A 25,441-nucleotide genomic window follows, 5' to 3' on the forward strand; every position below is an offset into this window, starting at 1 on the left:
GGGATCTTTTTTGCGCGCCAGTCCCTAAGCTCTACGTGATGACTAAAACCTGACCACCTGCGGCACCTCTCCTTGGCAAGAAGAGGTTGATTCACGTCGTGATGAGCATTTGCAGCAAGTCCATCACGACACCCGCAGACCAATGGGTCGGGAGTGAGCCCCATCGTGCCCAAGCCCGTCATGCCGAGGTAAGCGCAGGCGACCCCGGTGACCTGGAGCTGCTGTTTCATGAGGATTAGCAACAACGACTGGCCCATGTGCCGTGAGCTGAAGACATAGTCAAACTCGCAGGCTTGAAGAGCCGCCTGGAGGTCGCGATCGGTCTGGCACACAACATCGTTGGGGGCATCGGCTTGCAGGCCACCGCCGCCGTCATAGCGAAAGGACGACTCATATAACTCGCAGGGGGGCAGTCTCATTCATCCAGCGGCAACAGAGCATTTTGCAGATAGTCGTAATACAGTGCCAAACTTATTATCCAGCCTTCGGGGGTAGACTTAAGCACGGCCACTTGCGACCATCCTGCACACGCACCAACATCGCTTTCAAATAATTCCCGTACTGAGGAACGGCTCATGGAAACTTATTAGAGGTCAAGTATGTCTAATCAACTTTCCCATTGCCGCTAGCCTATCGGGATTAAGCATCCATCTCTGCAGTTTTGTAGAGATGGATAGCAACCTTTCAAAGCATTGAAATAAAACCGTGCAAAAGCTCCTTTTTTCCCTTGCCACCACTGGACTCCTGATCTTCTCTGGCACCGCCTGCACCATGCCAGGGACAGGCACCGAGTCCACGGAAACGGACTCCGAGTCCACGACCCCGTCGGGACTTCTGACCTACGACGGCCCCGCCGAAAATATTCCCGTCACCGCCCAATACCCCAACACCATGGAGGTCATGGCAACGGGCAGCAGCGAAGGCGTTGGCGTCTTCTTTACCTTCCAGCCCCAGGGCAACGCTCTTGATGATGCGGAAGTGCATGTGTTTCTCCCCGCCAACTCTTCAGATACGGGCGACCTGATAGCGTTTATTACTGGCTCCAACGGCCTGATCGAAAACAATGGCTGGACGCTGGATGGCTCTCGCGCTGACACCGCGCCTGAGTTTCCTTACCCCTGGTTTGAGATGGTGTTCGACATCAGCACCGATCAGGAACAAGCCGGACATATCTTGATTGGCCAATCTGCAGGGCAACCGATTCAGGTCATCGTGCTCTACCCCGCCGAGATGGCAGATGAGTTTTGGCCTGCGGCGAATACCGTGCTCGATAGTCTGGCCTTTGATGCCGATCGCTTACCAGTGACGACCTCTGAGTAAGTCGCACGTTAGTTACCAGAGAGTATTTTTATCGGGACTGGCTGGCGGCCAGCCAGCTAATCACTGGGCTCTGATAAAGGTCAGACATGGAAATTGCGATCGCTCAGGAGAAGCCATGAACTGGCTCAGGTTATTCTTCGCCCCCCTCCAACCGTTTATTGCTCATCCCGAGCGCATCATTGCTGTGGCCACGACCCTACTCGTCCTGTTTGGGGTGCTGGGCAGAACTCGGGGTCGCTGACCTCGCCCCCTGCTGTGGGCCACCGGACTGTGGGCCGCCTTTGCCGCCTGGGAGTGGCTCATCCTGGTGCAAACCCCCAAAGCTAATATTCGGATCGACCGCTTGGTGATCTATCCGGTTCTGCTGTTCACGCCCCTTTGGGCGGTATGGGCTGGGGTGCGATCGCTCCGGGGTGCCGTAGGCAGGGCGCTCTCTGTCATCATTAGCCGCTGCATTTTGAGCGGTTTCAGCCATTCTCTAACGTAGCAGTATTGGCCCAAATTTTCTCCACTGCTGTCGCCATGCGGCTCAGGTCTTCGTCTAACAGAGGGGGCCAGTCAACTTGCTGAGCTTTGCCACGCAGGTACAGCAGCCGACTTTCGTAAGACAGGATAAAGAACGCATGGCCGAGCGATCGCTCAATCATGGGCTCGTTTTTCAGCCCCTGGGACAACGTTTTCAGCGCTAACAGCAGAGACGTGACCTGACCCGGCAACGGCGCGGTGCCGCGTCGTAAACAGTCAATAAAAGTGCTTTGTCCGGGGACTGGGGACAGCGTCTGAGCCAGCACAAACCGACGTGCAGTATCAAAGTCCATGGTGGCAAAATTCTCCGAGAAAACACGCTGAACTTGTTGCAATCAAGACAACTACGGGCACCCTAAACCCAACTTGCTGATGAGAGATAATCCTCAACATTCATGGAGACTTTATCAAGAAACCGACTGATTCTGTAAGAAAACTGCGAACTACGAGAGCGATCGCCCATAAGCACTGATCGCGATGACTAACATCAAAAACACAGCTAATGAGTGACCGAGCAGCAACAGCATTGCCAAAACGCCGTATTCACTCCCTGAGCCATGAGACTGCGAGTGCTTCGCGTCGCCTGTGAGTTGATCGCACAGCGCAGTCTGAGAATGATCCGCTGCCACCATGCTATCCCTGCCGATTTTAAGTCAGACCGTCGATTGCCAGCCCTTGAACCCTAACTATTGTTATGACTAACCCTCAAGAACTCATTCCGTTTGTTGATCTGTCCTGGCAGCATAACCAGATTCAAGAGGAGATGCAGGCAGCCCTGACCGCCGTTTTGAGTCGCGGTGACTTTGTCTTAGGGCAAGCGGTCAAAGACTTAGAAACCGCCTTTGCTGACGCCTCAGGCGCACAGCATGGCGTGGGCGTTGGCTGCGGCACGGATGCGATCGCTTTGGGGCTCGCAGCCTGCGGCATTGGCGAAGGGGATGAGGTCTTACTACCCGCCAACACCTTTGTGGCAACGCTCATTGGCATTTTGCGCAGTGGGGCCACCCCTGTCTTTGTGGACTGCGATCGCGAGACCGCTTTAATCGATTTAGCCGCTGCTGAGGCTGCCATCACGTCCAAAACGCGGGCCATTGTCCCCGTCCACTTGTATGGACAGATGGTTTCCCCCAGCGGGCTTCAGGCCCTCGCCGAACGCCATAACCTCCTGATTTTTGAAGATGCAGCGCAAGCGCATTTAGCCCAGCGCGAGGGCGTGACCGCGGGCAGCATCGGCATGGCAGCAGCCTTTAGCTTTTATCCCAGCAAGAATTTGGGGGCCATTGGCGATGGTGGCATGTTGCTTACCCAAGAAGCCTTAGTCGCCCAAACCACGCGATCGCTGCGCAACTACGGTGCCGCTCGCAAATATTTCCACACCGAGCCCCACGGCACCAACAGTCGCTTAGACACCCTCCAAGCCGCCATCTTGGGATTAAAGCTGCCCTATCTGCACAATTGGAACCAAGCGCGCAATCGAATTGCCCAACACTACGACGAGTGCTTAGCCAATCTGCGAGAGTTCGGCATTATTCCCATGCGCAACGATAGCGGCACCGGTCACGTGTACCACTTGTATGTAGTGCGGGTCACCATCGACTGTCCCCTCGACCGCACTGCCCTACAACTGGCACTCGAAGCCCAGCAGATTCAAAGCGGCATTCACTACCCGGTGCCTTGCCATTTACAACCCGCCTTTCAGTCTCTGGGATATCACGCCAGCGATTTCCCGATGTCAGAAGCGTTATCGCAAGAAATCCTCTCGCTCCCCATGTTTCCCGGCATGACGTTGGCGCAAGCTGACCGGGTGATTGACGCGATCGCCCAAGCTGTGAATCAAGGTGCCAGTATCACTGAATCGCCCACTGTGTTATCCGCCAAATAAATCAACCCCATGACTTCGAAGACTTCTATCCTCAAGCCTCGTTGGTCACTAGCACCCTTATCGATCGCGCTCCTAGCGCTACTGACCGTGATGTATGGCCCCCTGCTCTGGCATTGGGTCGATGGGTGGCTGAATAAATCCATCAGCATCCAGCACGAATACTTTAGCCATGGGCTGATTGGCTTACCGTTTGCGGCTTACCTGGCGTGGAGCCTGCGCCCTCAGTGGCGCGAACTGCCCGACCGTTTGCATCCCGCAGGCATTGGCTTATTGGCCATGGCCAGTGCCCTCTACCTCAGCCAACTGCCTGACTGGATGAACATTTCGTTCCCACTCATGCTCGCCGGTCTTTGCATCACCCTCAAAGGGTTGCCGGGCCTCAAATTGATGGGTTTTCCCCTCGCTTTAGTGGCCTTAGCGACGCCGAGCCAACTGCCATACTTGATTGAGCCCTATATTTTGCCCTTGCAGAGCTTTATTGCCAGCGTGGCGGGCTTTTTGCTGATGCAAGCCGGGATCGATGTCACCGTGGATCAGATTTATTTACGGGTCAATGACCAAATGGTCGAAGTGGCCCCCCACTGCGCGGGGCTCAAAATGCTCTTTACCAGCCTATATGTGGCGTTGATGCTGATTTACTGGAATGACGTTTGGCGATCGCGCTTGCGCACTGGCCTGTTCTTAATCGCTACCGTTGGCGTCAGTGTCTTCGGCAACATCATTCGCAATACCTTGTTGAGCTACTTTCATGGAGTGGGCAATAAAGCCGCGTTTGCCTGGCTACACGACAGTTGGGGAGGAGACCTTTACTCTGCCCTGCTGCTGCTGTCATTAATCTTCATTCTGCGACTCATCCAGACCCATGTGCCGTCGCAATTATCGCTAGAAGTCAACTCGGAAACAGCGGTCTAGTCCGCATCTTTAGCCGATAGGAGGCCCTCATTTATGGCTGACGCTGCCCAAACCAGACCCAAACCGCGCTCCCTAGTTCAGTGGGGCCTCATTGCGGTGCTCGCTGCCCTCGTGGCGATCGCCGCCTTGCCCAGTTATTTCAGCGGTCAGTGGCCGTGGAGTAATGAACTCCCCGTCCCCCATATTGAAGAACTCAGGACGCTCCTTGAGGAGCCTCTCGCGGTTCCCGGTTGGGAAAGCACGTTTCATGATGAGGTGTCGATTGGGCGCGAACGCTGGACGCTGGCCGAGTATCGCCGGGTGGGGGGCACCGACGAACTCGGCGATACCTTTGGGCTTTTGCTCCGGCCCCAGCGATCGGCTGACCAGCAGCCCGAAGTCGAATGGGTCGATTTACAGGGGGCACAAAGTTGGCAAGTGGATCATCGCCACAAGGTTCGCTGGCAGGTAGAGCCAGCCGCTGGAGCTGATGCCCGGTCAGTCACCACCCAATATTTACGGGGGATCGATGCCCGGAATACCTTTGCCGTGATGCAGTGGTATGCCTGGCCCAGCGGCGGCCACTTTGCTCCTGGTAAGTGGTTTTGGGCCGATCAAGCCCAGCAGTGGCAACAGCGGCAGCGGCTACCCTGGGTCGCCGTCAGCATTTTGCTCCCCATCGAACCGGTGGGCGACATCCGCACCCATACAGCAGCGGTCACCGAGATTGCCCAGGCGGTGCAACAAGGGCTATTAACCACTACCTTTTCCAGCAACGGCTAAGACCGCAGTCGGCTTGCGACGATCGCCCCTTAGCTGGGCGACGATGTGCCAGAATCAGCCTACCCGGTGCAAGCACCATGCCACGGGCTCACCGATAACTGCGGCAGAACTTTCCCGAATCCTAGCCCCAGTGCCGAAAAATACATAAAGACAATGTCCTGAAACGCGCAAAAACGTCTAGCATTTTTAGAACTGATTGGAAGAAATTATTGAGCAGGTCGAATGTCATGGGTATGGCTGTCAACCATTGTCACCAACAGCAACCAAGGCAGCGGGTCTGCCGTTGGCTAACTGCTAGCACCCTATCGACAGTGCTCCTCTTGGGTGGAAGCATCGAGGCGATCGCGGCTAATGGTCGTGACCCCGTGCCCCCTCGGGCAACACCGGCGGGCTGGCACATTGCCAATACCGACTATGGGCAAGAGCATCACGGCACCACCGGGCGATCGCTAACTCATCCGACCGACGACGAGGCGATCCCCACCACCAGCCAGGTACCAGCAGACCCCTCAGACGACACCACACCAACCTTTGACATCATCCCCGACCCCAGCGTCACAGCACCACTCCCCCCCCAGCAGCCCCTGCCCAGGCCGGGCGTCGATCCGGTAGTCGATAGCCTGCTCGGCCGCCCCCAAGAACCTGACTTCGATACATATCGTCTAGGGCCAGGTGATGCCTTCTTTGTGAATGTGCGTCAGTTTCCCGAATTGAGCTTTCAGGCTACCCTCGACATTCAAGGCAACGTCGTCGTTCCCCTCCAGGGAGTGGTCTCATTTAACGGCCTCACCTTAAACCAATCAGAGGCGTTAATTACTGAGATCCTTAATCGCTACGTCATTGACCCCGATGTCAGTCTGACCTTGGTCGCTCAACGCGGGGTTGAAGTCACTATCTTGGGAGAAGTCGTGCGTCCCGGCTACTATCCCCTAGGCGCACCCCAAATTGCCTCCGCACTCCTGACCGCCGGGGGGACAACCAACAAGGCTGATTTACGTTCTGTCATCGTTCAACGACGGCTACCCGATGGTCAATTGCTAGAACGCAATATTGATCTCTTTACACCGCTTAAAGATGGCGACGCCTTACCGGATATTGCTTTGCAAGATGGTGATGTCATCTTCGTCGAACGCCTTGATCCCGCCGCTTTAGATGAATACGACCAAGCCTTAGTGTCGCGCTCAACACTGGCCACCCCAACCATCACCGTTCGTCTCTTAAACTATGGGCCAACCGGCGGCATCCTCTCTGCTGTTGATCTGCCCAATGGCAGCCGTTTTGCAGATGCACTGGTGCGCACTGGGGTGAACGCCGATTCGTCTAACCTGGGTGAAATCGCGCTAGTCCGGTTTGACGAAACTGCGGGCCAAGCAATGACGACGCTGATTGATGGCCATGATGCGTTCCGAGGCATCCCAGCCGAAAATCCACCGTTACAACAAAATGACGTTATTATCGTCAACCGCTCATTACTCGCGAGGGTAACGTATGCTCTAAATACCTTTACGCAACCCTTTCGAGACGTCCTTGGGTTTTTACTCTTCTTTGATTCCTTATCAGAGTCAGCCACTAATCTCTTCGAGCCTTAGGTTTTTATCCAAAAACCAACACCCTTTAGCCACTGAATTGCCGACGAATAACGACTCTCTGAACTGTTTATTGATTGCCTGCTGCCATGGTCATGCCCCTGCTCAAAAAATATGGCTTAGCCCTCAAGCGCTATAAATGGGTACCGATCGCCACATTTCTCGGCGGCTTGGGCTTATCCACAATTTTGGCCATGCAGCCTCCCCCAGAAGAGGAATACCAGACAACCGGCGTACTTGTACAAAATTCTCCCGTCGTTTCGTTTACCGCCACTGGGGTGGAACTCCAGCAACAAGGCCAGGGCATTATTACGGAAGACTTTTTGCTGGCAGATATCTTACTAGCTCGGGTCGCCGAACAGCTCAACAATGGCGGCTTAGAGATTACGCCTCGACAAATTCGCAATCGTACGAATATAAAAATCAATACTGGCGGTGGCGATGAAGGCGGCGGCAACATTTTACAAAGCGTGAATGTTACCTACCAGTCAACCAATCCCGAAGAAGCAGAAGCGGTTTTATCCGTGCTTTTTCAAGGCATGGTGGAACTCAGCCGCGTCACCAACCGCGCCCGGTTGGGAACGATTGTTTCTGCATTGGATGAACGCCTACCGGCCATTGAGGCAGAACTGCGCGAAGCCGAGCAAACCTTGGAAGCGTACGATCGCATAGAGGGGCCAGCCATTCAAGCCTCGTTAGACGGTAGTTTGCTGTCCGAAATTTCCCGCAGCCAACAACAGCGGCGACAAAACCTGATTACGATTGCGGGGCTAGAGGCTCAGATGCAGAGCTTGCAGGCGCAACTAGGGCTGTCGCCCGAAGCCGCTTATGCGTCATCAGCGCTGAGTGCCGACCCTATTTTGCAAAACCTACGGGCCCAGATTTATCAAACTGAGTCACAGATCAGAACCTTGTCGCGCGAGTTGCGCGAGGCCCATCCCACGATGATGGAGCTGCGCAACGACCTCAACGGCTATAACCAACTTTTGCAAGAACGGGCCGCTGAGGTCATTGGCGGCGGTGGTGGGCTGGCAGCCCTTCCCAGCGCTGACGTGGTGCGACAAAATAGCAATCTTGACCCCGCCAGAGCCGCCCTCGCCAATCAACTGGTTAGCCTCAAGACCCAACGCGACTCCTTAATTACCCAGCAGCAGGTACTGGCCCAGTCGGAGCAACAACTGCGAGAAGCCTACACCCGCTTACCCAACAAGCAGCTAGAACGCGATCGCCTCGCTCAGCAAGTCGCCCTCAAAAAGGCCCTGTATGACCAAGTGCAGGCCAAACGCATTGATGCCCAAGCGGCCGAGGCGGAAACGGTCAGCAGCCTGTCAGTGGCGAGCCCACCCTCAACAGAAGCGATTCCCATAGAAACGATGTCACCGATTTTGGTGCTGATCTTGGGTGGCGCTGTGGGGCTCGGGCTCGGCGGTGGTTTAGTCTTTTTACTGGATATGCTCGATCCCAAAATCCGCATTTTCGAAGACCTCGACAAACTCTTCAAAGATCAAGAGATCCCGTTGCTGGGGGTGGTGCCCGAGTTAAAGCCTGAGCTCGGTGAGTCGCTCCTCATCATCGACATAAACCATCCCTGCTCTGAAATTTACGAACGAATGCGCAGCAACCTGCAACTTTCGGGCGCTGAGATCAATGACGGTCGCGTCCCCAAAACCGTGTTGGTCACCAGTCCTGTTTTCCATGAAGGTAAGACTACAACCGCTTACAACTTGGGGATTGCCGCCGCTCGCACGGGTCGTCGTACCTTAATTATTGAAATGGATTTTAGAAATCCGTCGCAGTCCATGCGATTTGGCATCCAGCCCGACGACCAGGCCTTGACCGAACCGTTGCAGTATTACAGTGGTCGCTTTTCTGATCCGATCAGGATGGTGCCCCAAGTAGCAAACCTCTCCATTGCTCCGGGGGTTGGCCCACAGCGTAGCCCAGCCACGATTTTGGACTCCGGCGAAATGCGACGGTTCTTGCAGGATGCCCAAGCTCGTTTTGATTTTGTCATTTTAGATGCTCCTCACTTTACTAGCAGCAATGATGTGGTCATCCTGGAGCCCAAAACCGACGGTCTGATTTTAGTGACCCGTCCAGGGGTGACGAAGAAGCCCATCATCAAAGAGCTATTGGAGCAGCTGGAAGAGAAAGAAGATATTCGTGTCCTGGGTGGCGTAATTAATGCAGCTGACATTCCGATGAAAGCGGCACAAATGCGCGACGATACCCTCGTCACTGAGAATGAAGACGATATCGATATGAACGGTGTCGCCCCGCCACCAGCGGAGAAATCTCCTCCACGCCGTCGTACTCCCATCGAGTTTTAACCATGGCTAGGGGACGGTTCCCTGTCGAGTTGCCCGATACAGTCAGACAAAGGTTGAGGGAACCGTCTCCGTTGTAGTGTGCTGAAATTTTAAACGACAAAAACCGGAAACTTGAAGCTTCCGGTTTTTGCTACTTAGCGACAATGGACGCTAAATGAGCGTCAGTAGGTAAATTAGGGAAAACAGGATGATCCACACGACGTCAACGAAGTGCCAGTAAATTTCGGCCATTTCGACGCCAGTGTGATGCTCGGTACCATAGTGGCCTTCGCGCCGCGATCGCCACAGCACCCCCAGCATGAGCAACAAGCCAATGAACACATGCAACCCGTGAAAGCCAGTCAGCAGATAAAAGCAGTTGCTAAACAGGTTCGTCGTGAGGCCATAGCCCAGCGTTAAGTACTCATAGACTTGGCCCACGAGAAAAGTCGCGCCCATGGCGACGGTCAAGATGTACCACTTGCGTAGCCCTTTAACATCGCCTTGCTTAACCGCTGTATCGCCAAGGTGGATGACAAAGCTGCTAGCAACCAGAATGACGGTGTTGATAGCAGGAAGCAGTAGCTCAACTTCGGTTTCTTCGGGGGGCCAAGCAGCAGCCTCGGCGCGAAACACAAGGAACAGGACAAAAAAGCCCGCGAACATTAGAAATTCGGAACAGAGGAAGGTAATCAGCCCCAATACCCGAAAATCGTGATGTTCGGAAGGCTGAAATTCCTCAACAGCGATGGTATCTGGAGTGGAGTCAATTGCGCCTTGCATAGTTCAAAAACCGATAAGGAATTGCAGAGAAAGTGAGGGCGATCGCCGCCAAAAGTGACAGGAAAATGGGAGGGCTGAATCGAGTTATGGCCTGACTCAGCTCCCCTCAGGATCACGAGGACGAAACTTCGGCTGGGTCGTGGCCATACTCGTACGGCCCTTCGGTCACAACGGGAAGCACATTCCAGTTCTCAATGATGGGAGGCGACGCCGTCGTCCATTCCAAAGTCTTCGCATTCCAAGGGTTACCTGAAGCTTTGGGGCCGTTGCGCCAGCTCCAAACGGCATTGATGATGAACGGCAGCACCGAAAGTCCTAGCAAGAATGCGCCGATGGTACAAATGATATTGATGTATTGGAACTGTGGGTCGTACATTGCCACCCGACGCGGCATCCCCTTCAGCCCCAACTCGTGCATCGGCAAAAACGTCAGGTTAGTACCAATAAACGTCATCACAAAATGCAGCTTGCCCAGGGGCTCGTTCATCATGCGGCCCGTCATCTTGGGAAACCAGTGATAAAGCCCGGCATAAAGACCAAAGACCGAACCGCCAAACAGTACGTAGTGAAAGTGGGCGACGACGTAGTAAGTGTCGTGAACGTGAATATCGACGGGGGCGGTGCCCAAAGTCACGCCGCTCAAACCACCCAGCACAAACATGGCTAGCAGCCCGATCGCAAACAGCATCGCACTGTTCAGACGGATCTTGCCGCCCCACAGCGTGGCGACCCAACTGAAGATTTTGACCCCGGTCGGGACGGACACAATCAGCGTAGACACCGTGAAAAACATCCGCATCCACGGCGGGGTACCGCTGGTAAACATGTGGTGTACCCAAACGAAGAGACCCACCAGGCAAATAGCCAGGGATGAGTAAGCGATCGCCTTATAGCCAAAAATCGGCTTCCGCGCGTGGACGGGAATCACCTCCGACATGATGCCGAAAATCGGCAAAATCATGAGGTACACCGCTGGGTGCGAGTAAAACCAGAACAAATGCTGGTACATGACGACATCGCCCCCCTTGTCCGGGTCAAAAAAGGACGTGCCAAAATTGATGTCAAACAGCAGCAAAGTCAAACCAGCGGCGAGTACCGGCGTCGAGAACAGCGCCAGAATTGAGGTTGCTACCATCGCCCAGCAAAACAGCGGCAGTTGATCCCACTTCAGACTGGGAACGCGCATCTTCCAAATGGTGACGAGGAAATTCACCGCCCCCATGATGGAAGAGGTGCCGACCAGGATAATCGCCAAAATCCACATAGATTGAGCGGTGTTAGCCGTGATGCGGCTCAACGGCGGATACGACGTCCACCCCGCTTGGGCTCCCCCAAAGAAGAGACTGCCAATGATCATGAGGCCCGCTGGCACCGTAATCCAAAAGGCCAGAGCGTTGAGCTTCGGGAAGGCCATGTCGCGTGCGCCAATCATCAGCGGCACTAGATAGTTGCCAAAGCCGCCGATCGCCGCTGGCACAATCCAGAAGAAGATCATGATCGTGCCATGGTTGGTCAACATGGCGTTGTAGAAGTTGGGATCGACCAAATCAGCACTGGGCGTTGCCAATTCTGAACGCATGACTAGCGCCATCACCCCACCGACTAGGTAGAAAAAGAAGGCCGTGACCAGGTACTGAATACCAATGACCTTGTGGTCGATATTAAACGTGAAGTAGTGGTACCACTTCCACTCGTCTGGGTGGGGAAACGATTGCCCCACCATGTCGCTGGTAATATTCGCTTGTGCCATAGAGGAATTTGAGAGAGCAGAGAGATAAAAAACTTAAGAGAGCAGAAAGAGCCAAGACAAGCAAAGCTTAATGGGCCAAATGGGCCAGCAGCTGAGCATCGAAATCAATCTCAGCAGCATAGGGGGCGAGATATTCGGTATCCGTCAGGTCAGCAGGATTGGTTGCGATCGCCTCAGCGGTCGTTGGTTCGGCCTGAGCAATGCGCGATTGCACCCAATTTTGATACTCCGAAGGCGAATGGACGATCACCTGAGTCCGCATCGCGCCATGATAGCCACCACAGAGCTCCGCACAGACCACGGGGTAAGTGCCCGGCTTGATCGCGACAAACCGCAACTCAGTATCCTTACCGGGAATTGCATCCTGCTTGAGGCGAAATTGCGGTACCCAAAACGAATGGATCACGTCTTGGGCAGAAATATTGAGTTGAACATCGGCATTCACCGGCACATGCAGTTCGCCGTCCACAATGCCACTATCGGGGTAAGTGAAGATCCAGGCGTATTGCATACCGGAGACATTGACCTCCAGATCGGCGGCGATGCCTTCTTTTTCGAGGGGCGCGCCGAAGCCATACACTGACTTCGCCAATAACTCCGGTTCCGCGCCTGCCGGCACTAGGCCTGACAATGAGGCATCGGGCGACTGGGCGATCATGGTGCCGTGGTCAGGCATCCGGTCACCGGGCGTAAAGCCCCCCATATCCTGAAAAACCTGCACGCTGTAAATGCCCAAGCCAATCACGATAATGGCAGGAATCGCGGTCCAGAACGCTTCAAGGGGCAAATTACCTTCAATGGGCAGGCCGTCGGTGTCATCGCCTTCCCGCCGCCGAAAGGCGATCGTGCAATACACAATGGCCCCTTCGACCACCAGAAAGAGTGCCGTGCCGATCACGACCATGACATCAAAAAAGTCATCGACCAAGACGGACTGGGCCGAAGCTTGCTCTGGCAGTAAACCATGGTTAAAGCCCACCCAGAGGCTGACCAGGGTCACTGCCACCCCGATCGTCAGCGTTAACAAAGGAGCGGGAATTTGTTTCATAGCGATCGCTCCCAATGGGAGGTGTGTTCATAAATGCTGATCATTACCGTATTGCAATAACCACTGGCAATCATCCTAAGCAGCAAGGTCTGATCCCGGGGGTAAACTTTTGATTTGCTTTACGTAAGAGAAAACAAGCACAAAAAAGCGTTACATAACGCAATACACCCTGTCTCTAAAAGAATTCTCCATAACGCCCTCCTTTGCCGTGTAAATAATCTCGCCAGGGAACGGTTCTCTTTGACAGTAACCGCCGCGATCGCCCGCCCAATCCAGGCAGCATTCCCTCCACGCTGGCTCCGTTTGGGCCTGTCGCGTCCCCTATAACGCTCCACAAAACAGGGTGAGGGGGCTAACTTGGCGCAGACCGCCGCCATCAGTCACCATAGTGTGAAGGAAACGTTACACACATAGGTGAACGCATTGACACAAGCTTGGCAACAGGGAAATGCTCTAATCGTTGGCGCTAGCCAGGGCATTGGTTTAGGCTTCGTCCGGCATTTGCTGACCGACGATCGCTTTCAGCATGTGTTTGCCACCTATCGTCAGCCCGCCACGGCAGCCGATTTGCTGGCCTTGCAAGACCATCCCAAGCTGCACTGCCTAGCGTTAGAGGCGACCGAGGAAGGCGAAGTCGCCCAACTGGCGGCCCAGATCCAGGCTCAAGCGGCCGGCTTAGATCTGGTGGTGAACTGCGTCGGAGTCTTGCATCAAGGCGGATTGCAGCCCGAAAAGAGCCTACGGCAGATTGATGCCGACAAGCTCATGCAATATTTTCAAATCAATAGCGTGCCCGCCATTTTGTTAGCGAAGCATTTGCAATCGCTGTTGCGGCAGGAGGGCCGCACGGTGTTTGCCAACCTCTCCGCCAAAATCGGCAGCATTGAAGATAATCGCCTGGGCGGCTGGTATGGCTATCGGGCCTCCAAAGCCGCACTAAATATGTTTCTAAAGACCGCAGCGATCGAATACAGTCGCAAAAATCCGCACACTGTAATCTTGGCTTTGCACCCTGGCACCACCGACACGCGATTGTCTGAGCCCTTTCAGCGCAACGTTCCACCAGGCAAATTGTTCTCCGTTGAGCGGACGGTCACCCAACTATTGAGCATCATCGACAATGTGACCGAAACCGACAATGGCGCGTTCTTCTCGTGGGATGGCAGTCGGTTGCCCTGGTAAGGAAGCAGCGGGAAAATCATCTCCCGATTGAGGATAGTGGCTGGGTCGCAGGATAGCAGGGTGGCCCTGTTCAGACGGTAGTCCCGTATTTTGGGAGGCGACAAATTGGCAATGAATTGGGTGCTGCCGCAGACCGGATGAATGTCATCAAACGCCAGCAATATGACGTTAGTCCTCAAAAGCAAGTGGGCAGCCTGAGATTATCTAATGCATTGAGAATCTTTATGGGGACAGTCGGCCCGGCGGCAGGGTACTACGTCTAGTCAACGGTCAGACTTCCTGTCGTTTCTCTTAGCAAACAGACAGCACACCCAAAAGCCCAGCCACTAAGATGGCCGGGCTTTTTCTTTTTGGATACCGCTTCTGACTGCACTAACGGGTCGGAGTTGGGAATAAGTGTGCCCTGGTGAGGCGACTCCGAGTGAGCTGCGGGCCGAGCAGATCGCTATGCTGCAAGCGTTGCGCGGTCTCCGTGTTGAATTCTAGATACGTGCCAGTGTAATCAACTGCTCGATCTGAGCGATCGCTGGCCGCCACTGGCGAGACTGCCTTGAGAGAGGAAGGATTGGTGGAGGCGATCGCGTCAACGACCATATCGGCGGCCACTGCCTGCTGCAAGGAGTCCACACCCACAGCGGCACAGAAAACCACAATGCCCAATACCAGCAATAACGGCACCGAAAAGCGTTGCCAAATTCTCGGCCACCGCATTACGCCACCAGGCACAGAAGCGGACGAAGCCTCAACGCGGGTGTCATCAAGCATGAGTGACTACTCCATAACCGGGCGTGCCTTGCACAAACCTGAGACCAGACAAATCTCAATGCAAAGCCACCAACTTCTTAAATATTTACATAAATACAATATCAGACTCATATTCAATGCAGCGCATAAAAGATTATTAAGTTCAGAAAAGCTGACTTGGGGCAAAGGATGATCTGATGAGTGCCGCCAGTCCCTACAACTTCAGCCTCAAGGGGGCCTGCGACTAGCGACGATCGCGCCTCATCGTCACCTGGCGGACACTCGTGTGGTTTATGGGTCGGGTTGGCGAGGGCGGCGGCAACTTAGCCGACGAGCGGCGTTTTGGCGGGAATGCCTGCCGCCCGAGGAAACTCGTCTGGCGTTGGACGCTGTTTCTGCAAGTAAACGCAGTGGCGACTACCTTGCGTGATGGGGGTTTGCCACGGTTGAACGGCTACCAACTCCCCCCCCAGTTGGGCCGCCACCCGGTCTAATTGCTGCGCTTCGGCTTCGCTCCATTGGCCACGATACAAAATGGCAATACCGTTGAGCTTGAGCAGCGGCAGGGCGTATTCAGCGCAGGTGGCGGCTGAGCCCACGGCTCGCAGCATCACCACATCGTAAAGCTCGCGGTGACTGAGCTGGTGGGCGAGAAATTCAGCGCGATCAGCGATCGCCCGCACCTGCGGCAGCGCCATAGTTGCCGCCAACTCGACTAAAAACCGCACCTTTTTTTGGGTGGAGTCAAGGAGGGTGACCTGCCACTCCGGAAACGCGATCGCGGCGGGCAGTCCCGGTATCCCCGCGCCAGTGCCAATGTCGATCGCTCGTAGAGCCGTGTCCGCCGGGAGCCAAGCTGGCTGATCGGCAGTCGATAACCAAGGAGCTAAGCCACTCAGAGAATCCCAAAGATGCTTTTCCCAAAACTCAGTCGGTTCGGTAAGGCGGGTCAGATTCATCTGTTGGTTGCCCTGCAAAATGCCCTCAAATAGCTGCTGAAATAGTGCCTGTTGGGCAGGAGTCGGTTGCCAATGCAGCGTGGCTTGCCAGGATGGTGCAAAGTCGGGCAAAGAAGACATGGGGCGGATGGCCTAAACAAAAGGGGCGAAGAAGCAGTATTGCAGCCCATGAGTGCGCTGTAAACTCGCTTGGGCAGCGCTCAGCTTCTACTTTGAGTTCACACGCAGATGCTGTCACCGGAACCGATTGCCGCATAGGCGACGGCAATCGGGCTTTGGCAAAATAATGGTTCAGGCGGTCAGCTCAGCGGCGGCAGGCAGCGCGTAGGGGGTCAATACGCCATGATCCAGCTTCCAGGCACAATCAGCGAGTTCAATGAGTTCCGCCGCATCATGGGTGACGATCAGGAGACTCCAATCTTTTTTGAGATTTTTCAGGAGCGTGATCAGTTGACGCCGCATCGACCAATCCAAGCCGGCGGTCGGTTCGTCTAATAGCAGCAAATAAGGCTGTCTGATTAACTGCACCGCCAAGGCCAAGCGACGCTGCTGCCCACCGCTGAGCGCATGGGGTTCGGCAGTGAAGGCAAGATGGCCCAGGCCAACCGATTCCAGGGTGGTCACCATGTGACTTTTCGACAATTCGGGATGCCCGAGGCGCAATTCTTCCAACACGTTGTGGCCACAAAAATGTCGCTCGGGAAATTGGAATACGAGTCCGGCTAGCTGCTGTAAGGCTTCTGGCGTCAAAACTTGGTCGCGCCAACGGACTTCACCAGCAGTGGGATAAGCCAAGCCCGCCAAGATTTCTAGCAGGGTCGTTTTGCCCGAGCCGCTGGGGCCAATGACGAGGCCGAGCTGTTGCGGACCGAGCTGCAAATTGAGGCTTTGCAGAATGGGTTTTGGGGTCGAAGCAGGGTGATATGACAGATCACAAAGATTGAGCATGCCATCTCGTCGGCAGGGTGGGCTGTTCCTAAGTTACCCGGATTTGACTCGATTGATGGGGCGATCGCCGATATTTCTTGCGGTGGGCGATCGCCACCTGCGGGCAGGAACTCTTCATCCGCAACGGCGTCAATTGAAGCATCGTATCCGTCAATACAATATGATTTCAGAGTTGGCTAGTTTCTCCTGTATTGATAAATGGAGAAAGCTATTGATGAATGGATGAGGCTCGGATACGGTCACAGATAATGACGCCTTGTCCCACACCGTGAATGCGATGATAGTCAGCGCCAACTGGCTAGTTCGTAGGCGATCGGTGAAAGTATCTCCCTAATTTTTGTCTGCATCTGTCGCACATCGTTCACCCTTTATCTCTTAAACTCCACACGACCTATGGCACATCTAGTCTCTGTTTTTGGACATCGTTGGGGCCGGGCCACCTTCCTACGGCGACTCTTCGGCGTGATTTTAGGCGTGGCGCTGGCGCTATTGCCATTGATGCAACCGGGGTGGGCGGGCGATCCCTTTCGAACGCAGTCACCAGCGGCGAGCATCAGCGACACCAGCGAACAGATTTTTTACGCGATGTTCCGCGATGGAGACTATGTGGTGGCCCGCGAGGCGCTAGCCAATGCTGACCCCGAGGCGACAAATGATCCGCTGTTTCACGCTTTGGGCGCAGCGTTCGCCTACCTCGATGCTGACTGGGATGGCTTGTACGGTAAAGCCAAGCTGACGGAGCAAACTGCGATGCAATTGTCGAGCACGGATCCCTTGCGCAGTAATCTGTACGAGGCCGTAGGCACCTTTTTGGAAGGGGCGCATATTTTACAAACTGAGGGCATTGCCCAAGGCACCCCTAAGGCATTAGGCATGTTGCAGACGGTATTTGATCGCATGGATGCCGCCGAAGCAGTTAACGCCACTGATCCGGAACTGAGCTTGATTAAGGGCTATATGGATCTGTTGCTCGCGGTGAATTTGCCCTTTGCGAACCCCGAGCGGGCGATCGCGCGGTTACAAGATTACGGCTATCCCACTTATGTGTCGTATCGCGGTATTGCCTTGGGCTATCGTGACCTCAGCCGCGATGCCGAAGCCCTGCAAGCCATTGACGTGGCCATTGAAGCAGCCCCTGAGAATCCTGACTTGCTTTACTTAAAGGCGCAAATTTTACGCCGCTTAGACCGCATTCCCGAAAGCATTGAATACTTTGACCAGGCGCTTGCCTACGCCGAACAGTTGCCAGACCCTACCCTGCGACAACTGGCCTTTGAGCGTTGCCATATCACCGGCGTCGATCGCGACACTTGTCGGCAACAGGTGGAAACAGAATACGGCGTTTAAGGTGCTGTGATTGCTGGGTTGGGGCTTAGTAGCAGTAGCGATCGCCATTGGGCACCGCGTGTTCTTCACCTTTGCGGGTGGCCCCAATCAAGGTCGAAATGATCACGCATCGGTTTTTAGCCGCCCCGTTTTTGCTGTCGAGGGTGACGGTGCTGAGGCAACACTCCACTTCCCCTTGAAAGCCAAAGCGAACGTAGTGAGTGCCTTCCCGCGATCGCAGGGTCGTATCCGCATCGTTAAGCGTGATATTGGAGCTGAGGGCCTCCCAGCCGCCAGCATCCTGCCAGTCAACGCTTTGGGGATGAATCGCCCACTCCAAGTGATCATCCACCTGACGCAGGCTAAATTGCCAGGATTCGCGGTGGGCAATGGCATTGCTCTGGGCTTGCAGAATGGCCTGTCGTAGGTTGTCGCGGCTCGTTTTTACTTCTTGGTTGGCCTTGTATTGCAGCCATGAGGGGGTCGCGATCGCCGCCAAAATGCCAATAATCACAGTCACGACGAGCGCTTCAATGATGGTCAAGCCCGTGGGCGATCGCACCAGAAATTGCTGCTTGGCCCGGTTGAAGCAACGCTCAATTCTCATTTTTCCTGCACCCTGATTGTCCTTTCAGAGTGCCCAAATCCGCCGATAGCTGATCGTCAATGGGAGCCCGTTAGAGTCACCAGATTAAGGTGGCGGCATTCACCATGAACTCCTTGACCGACCTCCCCCAACGCTAATCTTGCAAAGGGTTTCAGCGTTCTGGTTTGATCACCATCCTGGCCGTCTGAGGCGGCTGGGCCGGACGATCCAGGTGTCGGCTAGGCACCGATAGGCGAGGGACGGATGCCGTTAACCAGCAGCGCGGCCCAACTTAATCAGCGATCGCCCGATTTTTATAGGCCGCTGGAGCCACGATGCCCTGGGCTTCGAGCCACTGAGCGATCCGCAAAACTTTGGCTTCTTGGTAAGGGGCGGCAATAATTTGGACGCCCACCGGCAACGACCCCGCTTGCGCCACGGGCACCGATAACACCGGCAGGCCAATAAATGACAACGGCTGGGTATACAGTCCCAAATGGGGACGCACCAGCACCGATCGCCCTTCAATCATCATCGTTTCCTGAGTGATCAAGGGCGCGACGCAGGGCGTGGTGGGCGCAATCAAAATATCCACCTGCTCAAACACCGCTCGCACCTGGTCACGAAACCAGCGGCGTAGACGTTGGGCCTGTAAATACCAGCTCTGGGGTATCAGGGCTCCAGCTACGAAGCGATCGCGGGTCGCCGGGTCAAACTCCATCAGTCGGGTTTGCAGTCGGGACAAATGCAGCTGACTCCCCTCACTCGCGGTAATCAGATACGCGGCGGCCCGTGCCCGCGCCGCTTCTGGTAACACCACCTTTTGCGAAATGCCTAATGCCGTTGCGACGCTATCCACCGCCGAGGCAATTTCCGGCTGCATCCCCCGTTCAAAGTGATCGCCCAACAGGGCAATTTTCAGGTCATCAATGCCTTGCGCTAACGTCGGCAAGGTCGGCGTAGGTGCTTTTTCCGTGCAGACGGGATCCCGCGGATCCGCGCCCTGCATCACATCAAAGCTGAGGGCAACATCGCGCACCGATCGCGCGAACGGGCCAATGTGATCCAAGCTGGCCGAAAACAGCGCCGCCCCCGCGCGGGAAAGTCTGCCATAGGTCGGCTTGAGGCCATAAACCCCGCATAGGCCCGCCGGGACGCGAATGGAACCATTGGTATCTGACCCCAGCGTGAGAGGCACTAACTGCGCGGCCACCGCAGCGGCTGATCCACCCGACGAGCCGCCCGCCACCCGCTGGGGCGCATGGGGATTGGGCGTGGCTCCGTAATGATGATTGACGGTGACAAAGCCATAGGCGTACTCATCCATGTTCAGCGCCCCCACCAGAATCGCCCCGGCTTGTTCTAAACGGGCGATCGCGGTGGCATCCTGAGTGGCAGGGGGATTTTGGCGATTGATTTTGGCTCCCGCCAAAGTCACTTCCCCAGCCACGTCAAACAGATTTTTGACCGCAAAGGGCACCCCCGCCAATGGCCCAAGGGGCTGTCCGGCTTGCCTCGCCTGATCGATCGCTTGGGACCGTTTGATGGCGCGCTCAGCGACGGTTGAGGTGAAGCAGTTCAAGGCCCGATCGCGTTCATTAATATCATGCAAGGTGGCCTCAATCAGGGCCTGAACCTGGATGTCACCCTGGTGAACCGCCGCTGCGATCGCCGTTGCATCAGTTAAAGAAGCCATCGCCAAATCTGCCATCCCTTGAGAGAAGAATTATCTGAGACCAGCCAGCGCCGCAACCAGTCCGGTCAAGGCTCGAACGTAGTGGCCGGTTCGATGGTATCGGGCAACTCCAACTCCAGTACGGGCCGCGCGATCGCTATCAAACGGACAAAATTTTCCACCACCTGTGGCTCGACTTCGGCAGGTAACGAGAGACCCAATAGCTTAGCAGTCTGCTCCACATAAGTCTGAACTTCCGCCCGACTGAGTTCACTAACAGTTTCATGGGGGGTAGTCATACTCCGCCTCTGGCATCAATCACGGGTTAATTACTCACGAGTCGGACAATCGCCATGCTAATGAACTAGATAGCCTAGGCCACTCTCAAAATCAAGAAATTCATCACAGAGTTAAAGGCTAGCATCTCATCCATCAGCCCCGGACACCAGGTATCACTGAGATATTTCTCGATAGCAACAGCGATCGCGACAGAGCATTCATTCTATCGCCTTGCAAACCAGATTAATCGCCATTCGTCAACCTTACACATAGAGGATTTCTCGTTTCAGCCACTGCCGAAATCTAGGTCAACTTAACGATGCTTTACATTTTTTGTGTCGGAGAAATTTAATTTTTCTCCTTCTGAAAGCCGTCTCCAGAATCAATCATTTGGATACATTTTCCCAATCTTCTCCACCACGCTACCCTCATCAAAATTGAACGGGCAGTGCAGCATTTGGTTTGAATGCCCAGCCCAGGGTTGGCAGGAAAACGGGACGATATCGGATGACCAGAAACGTTGACCAGAGAGTACTGAAGATCCGCGATCGCATGAACTTGAATCCTTGAAAGCAATATCCAAGGGAACATTAAGGGCATCTTCAACTAATTTAACTAATCCCAGAAATTCTTTGATCTCAACAGGATTAGAAAGGCCCAGTGAATGACTGAAACCTAGCGACTCCAACACGGAAGCGACTTTCAAATATTTGCGATCACGCGATCGCAGCTTCCTTGCGTGACCATAATTCGGTACCCTGTGTGTAGTTACAAACCCAGAGAACTTGGGGTTCTCAAGAGGAGGTAGGTTTTTCGCTCTGTTTGAGTGAACTAGCCGACTGCTCGACTTCATAGGAGTTAGCAATGTCAAGTTCACAGCCTAAAATCCAGATAGAAAATCTGGTTAAAATTTACGGCAAAAATCCCGAGCATGCTCTGAAACTGTTTCGAGAGGGGGGCAATCGGGATGAAATTTTGCAGGCGACGGGCAACGTGCTCGGGGTTGCCGATGTGACGCTTTCCATCGGTGAAGGCGAATTATTCGTCATCATGGGGCTCTCAGGCTCCGGTAAATCCACCCTCGTGCGCTGTCTTAATCGCCTGATTGAGCCCACCAGCGGTCATGTTTATATTGACGATGAAGATGTCGCCAAAGTCGACCTGAAGCGGCTGCGAGAGGTGCGCCGAACCAAGCTTTCCATGGTGTTTCAGCGGTTTGGGCTGTTTCCCCATAAGTCAGTTTTAGAAAACACCGAATATGGTCTCAAGATGCGCGGCATCGATCCAGAAGAACGGCGTCAAAAAGCGCTGGAGACTTTGGCGATTGTGGGTTTGCATCAATGGGCCAATTATGCCCCCAGTGCTCTCAGCGGCGGGATGCAGCAGCGAGTCGGATTAGCCCGTGCCCTCGCCACCGATGCGCCTATCTTGCTGATGGATGAAGCTTTTAGTGCGCTCGACCCCCTGATTCGTCGAGGGATGCAGGATGAACTCATGCGTTTGCAAACAGAATTGCATCGCACCATTGTGTTCATTAGCCACGACATTCAAGAAGCCCTGAAGATTGGCGATCGCGTCGCCATCATGAAGGACGGCTATCTCGTCCAGGTCGGCACTCCCGAAGAAATCATCACCAACCCCGTAGATGATTACATTGCCGCCTTTACCCAAGACGTGAACCGCGCTCAGGTCTTAAAAACTGGCTCAATTGTGCGGCAAACGATGCCCTTTATTTTGGGACAGGGATCGGCCCGCGCTGCCCTGCAAGACATGCAGACTCACGATCACCGCCGGATGCACGTGGTTGATCGTCAAGGTCAGCCCGTCGGTGTGCTCATGCGAAAAGATCTGGAAAGTGCCGTTGATAGCGGCGTCGAAGACGTGGAAGCGGTCATGCGCCGAGATTTCCCCACCGTCGAAGCCTCCACCAGCCTGGAAGAAATCTTCCACTTGGCGCAAACGGGTGCGCCCATCGCCGTCGTGAATCGCAAAGGCAAGTTTAAGGGCGTGGTCGAGCAATCAGACATCCTCGCTAGCATTGGTCGCCTGAGCCGGAATGAAGAAGCCGACAGTGCTGCCCCGGTCGATCGCATCGCCGTTTAGCGCACACCCTTTTGTGCTTAGGCGAATTCGCCTAGGTTGCCTGATTGCAGTTCTGCGCTCCGTTAGCGGTATGGCAGCTATCAGGTCTAAATTGTTTTTCTCTTGAACTCATGGACACTGCAATTCCAGACTTTTTTAACTGGTTGTTTCTCAACCAATCGACCGAAATCATTCCCTTAGGCGACTGGATTTCCACCATCGTGGATTGGGTGGTGACCAATTTCCGCTGGTTCTTCCAGCTGGTTCGAGTGCCCATCAGCCAAGCCCTCAATGGGATTGAGGCATTTCTGCAAGCGGTGCCGCCCTTGGTTTTTCTGGGTGCCCTGGGGCTCTTTGCTTGGCAGTTTGCCAGTCGCGGCTTAGCGATCTTTAGCGTGCTGGCGATGATTTTCGTCGGGCTAATTGGGGCTTGGCCAGAGACCATGACCACCCTCTCGTTGGTCATCACTGCCGTCGTGCTTTGTGCCTTAGTGGGCTTACCGTTGGGGATTGCGGCCGCCCGTAGCGATCGCGTCGAGGCCAGCATTCGTCCCGTCCTCGACGCCATGCAAACGCTCCCAGCTTTTGTGTATCTGGTGCCCGTCGTCATGCTGTTTGGCACCGGCAAAGTGCCCGGGGTCATTGTGACCTTCATTTTTGCCGTGCCGCCGCTGATTCGTCTGACGAATATCGGGATTCGCCAAGTCTCGGAAGAAACGATCGAAGCCGCTCAGTCTTTTGGCTCGACCCCGAGGCAAATGCTGTGGGAAATTCAAATGCCCTTGGCGATGCCGACCATTTTGGCCGGGGTCAACCAGTCCATTATGTTAGCCCTGTCGATGGTGGTGATCGCCTCGCTGATTGCAGTGGAAGGGCTGGGCCAAATGGTCAACCGAGGGATTGGTCGCTTAGACGTGGGCCTAGCCGCCGTGGGCGGATTAGGCATCGTTATCATGGCGATCGTGCTTGATCGACTGACCCAGGCCATCGGCAAACCGCCCAAAGATGGCCTCTCTTGGCAAGACCGTGGCCCGGTGGGGGCCATTCGCACGACTCTCGGCAAGCGGCGTCGGGTACCCACCGCGACGCCATAAGCGACCGCTAGCATCCACTCCAGTCTTCATCACTGAGTGACCGGCTGGAGTGCTTTTACTTCATTGTCAATTGAATTTGTTGGCAATTGAATTTGTTGAACTTTACTGGATACTATGGTTTTTAATTTCCGCAATTCGTCTATTTCTGTCTCCGCTAAACGCATTGGTGTGACTACGGCCTGTGCGCTAGCGATCGCTGGCGTCACCGCTTGTGGCTCGGGCGATCAGGCTACCGATACCGGCACTGAAGGCGAAACCACCGAAGAAACCGCTGCCGCTGGTGACATGCCCGGCGAAGGGACGAGCGTTGTTCCCGGCTATGCCGTTTTAGAAGAACTATTTCAGACCGAGATTGTCAACATCGGTCTAGAGCAGATGGGATATACCATCGACTCTCCCAAAGAGCTGGAATACGCCACCCTGCACGTCGATACAGCCAACGGCGGCATCACCTACACGGCGGCCCATTGGGAGACCTTGCACGAAGAGTTTTTCGTCAACAGTGGCGGTGACGATGCCCTCGAACGCACTGGCACCTACATTGCCAATGTGCTGCAAGGTTACAAAATTGATACGGCAACCGCCGAGGAATACGGCATTACCTCGCTAGAGCAACTGCAAGATCCCGAAATTGCCGCCCTCTTTGACACCGACGGCGACGGCAAAGCCAACCTCACCGGCTGCAATCCTGGCTGGGGCTGCGAACTGGTGATTGAACATCAGCTCGATGAATACGGTCTGCGGGATACGGTGCAGCACGAACAGGGGCAGTACTTTGCCCTGATTGCCGACACCATTACCCGCTATGAGCAGGGCGAGCCCATCCTGTTCTACACCTGGACTCCCCTTTGGGTGAGTGGGGTGCTGACCGAGGGTGAAGATGTGACCTGGCTAGAGGTGCCGTACACCAGTCTGCCCGAGGCGCAGGCGCAGGTGACCGAAGAGGGCACCAGTGCCGAAGGCAAAAATTTGGGCTTCGCGGTTGACCAACAGGTCATCCTGGCAAACCAGGAATTTGTGGATGCGAATCCGGCGGCAGCCAAGTTCTTTGAACTGATTGAGGTGCCAATTGATGACGTGAGCGCCCAAAACCAGTTAATGCAGGACGGCGAAGATACGCCGGAACAAATTCGCGCCCACGCCGAAGCCTGGGTTGCTGACAACCAGGAACAATTCGACGGTTGGATGGAAGAAGCGCTAGCTGCGCAGTAATTCTGCATCGCCTTAGCCAGCCAGTCTCGCAAGCCCGCCAGGATGATTGATCCTGGCGGGCTTGTGTCATTCAAAAGGCGATTCTGACCATTGACTGCAACATTTTGTGATCCAAATCAAAGGCCGGGGTCGTCACAAACACACAACTGCTGGCGCAATTCGGACGGTCACTGAGGTGGTTTTAACTAGCCCCATTGTTAAGCCCCCAAAATGAACCGAATCTGTGTTGTATTACTGCTCATCGTCGCTAGCCTGGAGCCCCTGGCTAAACCCACTCATGCTTACCAACTGCTCCATACCGGACAAATGATCAGTGCTGCGGGCTAAATGCCTGATCGGTTGACCACGGGCCATAACGGTCTACAAATGCATTGAGCACACGTTTGGTCATCAATGCCGACTAGTGCAGCGTCAAGACTAAGATTTAGGGCTTGCTCCTGGAGGGAGCCACTGCGTGAACGACAGGCTCAGCCTGAA

The 25,441-nt window shown here is 54.8% G+C and carries 25 protein-coding genes; 12 read left to right on the plus strand and 13 right to left on the minus strand.

All coding sequences use genetic code 11. The annotated features are described in order from the left end of the window. Nucleotides 1-101 precede the first annotated feature (101 nt). Together JUK32_RS20725 and JUK32_RS20730 are read left to right on the plus strand one after the other, a co-directional pair. The gene (locus JUK32_RS20725) at nt 102-239 is read left to right on the plus strand and encodes a hypothetical protein (protein WP_204140772.1); all 138 of its coding nucleotides are present in this window, start codon (nt 102-104) and stop codon (nt 237-239) included. A 466-nt stretch (nt 240-705) separates the two neighbouring features. Next, the gene (locus tag JUK32_RS20730) at nt 706-1,320 is read left to right on the plus strand and encodes a hypothetical protein (protein ID WP_204140773.1); all 615 of its coding nucleotides are present in this window, start codon (nt 706-708) and stop codon (nt 1,318-1,320) included. Nucleotides 1,321-1,516: 196 nt separating this feature from the next. On the opposite strand, the gene JUK32_RS20735 is transcribed toward JUK32_RS20730, so the two are convergent. The 3 genes from JUK32_RS20735 to JUK32_RS20745 all read right to left on the minus strand — a co-directional run bounded on the left by JUK32_RS20735 (nt 1,517) and on the right by JUK32_RS20745 (nt 2,477). Beyond that, nucleotides 1,517-1,795, minus strand: a complete 279-nt coding sequence (locus JUK32_RS20735) for a hypothetical protein (RefSeq protein ID WP_204140774.1) — start codon at nt 1,793-1,795, stop codon at nt 1,517-1,519. Then, nucleotides 1,788-2,138 carry a Dethiobiotin synthetase gene (locus JUK32_RS20740; protein ID WP_204140775.1) on the minus strand — a complete coding sequence of 117 codons (351 nt, stop codon included), beginning with the start codon at nt 2,136-2,138 and terminating at the stop codon, nt 1,788-1,790. Before JUK32_RS20740 ends, JUK32_RS20735 begins: the two co-directional genes overlap by 8 nt. A gap of 150 nt (nt 2,139-2,288) precedes the next feature. Beyond that, nucleotides 2,289-2,477, minus strand: a complete 189-nt coding sequence (locus JUK32_RS20745) for a hypothetical protein (RefSeq protein ID WP_204140776.1) — start codon at nt 2,475-2,477, stop codon at nt 2,289-2,291. A 62-nt stretch (nt 2,478-2,539) separates the two neighbouring features. On the opposite strand from JUK32_RS20745, the gene JUK32_RS20750 reads away from it, so the two are divergent. The 5 genes from JUK32_RS20750 (at nt 2,540) to JUK32_RS20770 (ending at nt 9,317) form a co-directional block, all read left to right on the plus strand. Then, the gene (locus JUK32_RS20750) at nt 2,540-3,727 is read left to right on the plus strand and encodes a DegT/DnrJ/EryC1/StrS aminotransferase family protein (protein ID WP_204140777.1); all 1,188 of its coding nucleotides are present in this window, start codon (nt 2,540-2,542) and stop codon (nt 3,725-3,727) included. Between the two features lie 9 nt (nt 3,728-3,736). Beyond that, a complete protein-coding gene (gene crtB, locus JUK32_RS20755) occupies nt 3,737-4,639 on the plus strand; it encodes a cyanoexosortase B (protein ID WP_204140778.1) in 903 nt (300 codons plus the stop codon). A gap of 33 nt (nt 4,640-4,672) precedes the next feature. After that, on the plus strand, nt 4,673-5,401 hold the full coding sequence (locus JUK32_RS20760) for a cyanoexosortase B system-associated protein (protein ID WP_204140779.1): 729 nt from the start codon (nt 4,673-4,675) through the stop codon (nt 5,399-5,401). 227 nt (nt 5,402-5,628) lie between these two features. Further along, nucleotides 5,629-6,990, plus strand: coding sequence for a polysaccharide biosynthesis/export family protein (locus tag JUK32_RS20765; protein ID WP_239112905.1), 1,362 nt, complete (start codon nt 5,629-5,631; stop codon nt 6,988-6,990). 86 nt (nt 6,991-7,076) lie between these two features. Continuing rightward, entirely contained in the window at nt 7,077-9,317 is a 2,241-nt protein-coding gene (locus JUK32_RS20770) for a tyrosine-protein kinase domain-containing protein (RefSeq protein WP_204140780.1), read from the plus strand. Between the two features lie 150 nt (nt 9,318-9,467). Here JUK32_RS20770 and JUK32_RS20775 read toward each other — a convergent pair whose 3' ends face one another. The 3 genes from JUK32_RS20775 to JUK32_RS20785 form a co-directional block, all read right to left on the minus strand. Then, a complete protein-coding gene (locus JUK32_RS20775; RefSeq protein ID WP_204140781.1) occupies nt 9,468-10,079 on the minus strand; it encodes a heme-copper oxidase subunit III in 612 nt (203 codons plus the stop codon). Between the two features lie 112 nt (nt 10,080-10,191). Continuing rightward, entirely contained in the window at nt 10,192-11,829 is a 1,638-nt protein-coding gene (gene ctaD / locus JUK32_RS20780) for a cytochrome c oxidase subunit I (protein ID WP_204140782.1), read from the minus strand. 67 nt (nt 11,830-11,896) lie between these two features. Next, nucleotides 11,897-12,877, minus strand: a complete 981-nt coding sequence (locus tag JUK32_RS20785) for a cytochrome c oxidase subunit II (RefSeq protein ID WP_204140783.1) — start codon at nt 12,875-12,877, stop codon at nt 11,897-11,899. A gap of 414 nt (nt 12,878-13,291) precedes the next feature. On the opposite strand from JUK32_RS20785, the gene JUK32_RS20790 reads away from it, so the two are divergent. Beyond that, nucleotides 13,292-14,059 carry an SDR family NAD(P)-dependent oxidoreductase gene (locus tag JUK32_RS20790; RefSeq protein ID WP_204140784.1) on the plus strand — a complete coding sequence of 256 codons (768 nt, stop codon included), beginning with the start codon at nt 13,292-13,294 and terminating at the stop codon, nt 14,057-14,059. Nucleotides 14,060-14,431: 372 nt separating this feature from the next. Here JUK32_RS20790 and JUK32_RS20795 read toward each other — a convergent pair whose 3' ends face one another. The 3 genes from JUK32_RS20795 to JUK32_RS20805 form a co-directional block, all read right to left on the minus strand. Beyond that, nucleotides 14,432-14,824 (minus strand): hypothetical protein, encoded by a 393-nt coding sequence (locus tag JUK32_RS20795; protein ID WP_204140785.1) that lies wholly within the window; start codon nt 14,822-14,824, stop codon nt 14,432-14,434. Nucleotides 14,825-15,126: 302 nt separating this feature from the next. Beyond that, nucleotides 15,127-15,882, minus strand: coding sequence for a 16S rRNA (guanine(527)-N(7))-methyltransferase RsmG (rsmG, locus tag JUK32_RS20800; RefSeq protein ID WP_204140786.1), 756 nt, complete (start codon nt 15,880-15,882; stop codon nt 15,127-15,129). A 171-nt stretch (nt 15,883-16,053) separates the two neighbouring features. After that, the gene (locus JUK32_RS20805) at nt 16,054-16,710 is read right to left on the minus strand and encodes an ABC transporter ATP-binding protein (RefSeq protein WP_204140787.1); all 657 of its coding nucleotides are present in this window, start codon (nt 16,708-16,710) and stop codon (nt 16,054-16,056) included. A gap of 393 nt (nt 16,711-17,103) precedes the next feature. Between JUK32_RS20805 and JUK32_RS20810 the strand changes: the two genes are divergently transcribed. Next, nucleotides 17,104-18,057, plus strand: coding sequence for a Sll0314/Alr1548 family TPR repeat-containing protein (locus JUK32_RS20810; RefSeq protein ID WP_204140788.1), 954 nt, complete (start codon nt 17,104-17,106; stop codon nt 18,055-18,057). Between the two features lie 25 nt (nt 18,058-18,082). Here JUK32_RS20810 and JUK32_RS20815 read toward each other — a convergent pair whose 3' ends face one another. The 4 genes from JUK32_RS20815 to JUK32_RS20830 all read right to left on the minus strand — a co-directional run bounded on the left by JUK32_RS20815 (nt 18,083) and on the right by JUK32_RS20830 (nt 21,282). Continuing rightward, on the minus strand, nt 18,083-18,643 hold the full coding sequence (locus tag JUK32_RS20815) for a Tfp pilus assembly protein FimT/FimU (RefSeq protein WP_204140789.1): 561 nt from the start codon (nt 18,641-18,643) through the stop codon (nt 18,083-18,085). Between the two features lie 271 nt (nt 18,644-18,914). After that, nucleotides 18,915-20,318, minus strand: a complete 1,404-nt coding sequence (locus JUK32_RS20820) for an AtzE family amidohydrolase (RefSeq protein WP_204140790.1) — start codon at nt 20,316-20,318, stop codon at nt 18,915-18,917. A 65-nt stretch (nt 20,319-20,383) separates the two neighbouring features. Next, nucleotides 20,384-20,596 (minus strand): DUF4089 domain-containing protein, encoded by a 213-nt coding sequence (locus tag JUK32_RS20825; protein WP_204140791.1) that lies wholly within the window; start codon nt 20,594-20,596, stop codon nt 20,384-20,386. A 362-nt stretch (nt 20,597-20,958) separates the two neighbouring features. Then, the gene (locus JUK32_RS20830) at nt 20,959-21,282 is read right to left on the minus strand and encodes a hypothetical protein (RefSeq protein WP_204140792.1); all 324 of its coding nucleotides are present in this window, start codon (nt 21,280-21,282) and stop codon (nt 20,959-20,961) included. 158 nt (nt 21,283-21,440) lie between these two features. On the opposite strand from JUK32_RS20830, the gene JUK32_RS20835 reads away from it, so the two are divergent. The 3 genes from JUK32_RS20835 to proX all read left to right on the plus strand — a co-directional run bounded on the left by JUK32_RS20835 (nt 21,441) and on the right by proX (nt 24,964). Next, entirely contained in the window at nt 21,441-22,679 is a 1,239-nt protein-coding gene (locus JUK32_RS20835) for a glycine betaine/L-proline ABC transporter ATP-binding protein (RefSeq protein ID WP_204140793.1), read from the plus strand. Between the two features lie 110 nt (nt 22,680-22,789). After that, the gene (locus tag JUK32_RS20840; RefSeq protein ID WP_204140794.1) at nt 22,790-23,752 is read left to right on the plus strand and encodes a proline/glycine betaine ABC transporter permease; all 963 of its coding nucleotides are present in this window, start codon (nt 22,790-22,792) and stop codon (nt 23,750-23,752) included. Nucleotides 23,753-23,866: 114 nt separating this feature from the next. Further along, nucleotides 23,867-24,964: a glycine betaine/L-proline ABC transporter substrate-binding protein ProX gene (gene proX / locus JUK32_RS20845; RefSeq protein ID WP_204140795.1), complete on the plus strand. Its 1,098-nt coding sequence runs from the start codon at nt 23,867-23,869 to the stop codon at nt 24,962-24,964. The last annotated feature ends 477 nt before the right edge of the window (nt 24,965-25,441 follow it).

It is taken from the genome of Halomicronema sp. CCY15110, assembly GCF_016888165.1.
Classification (GTDB): domain Bacteria; phylum Cyanobacteriota; class Cyanobacteriia; order Phormidesmidales; family Phormidesmidaceae; genus Halomicronema.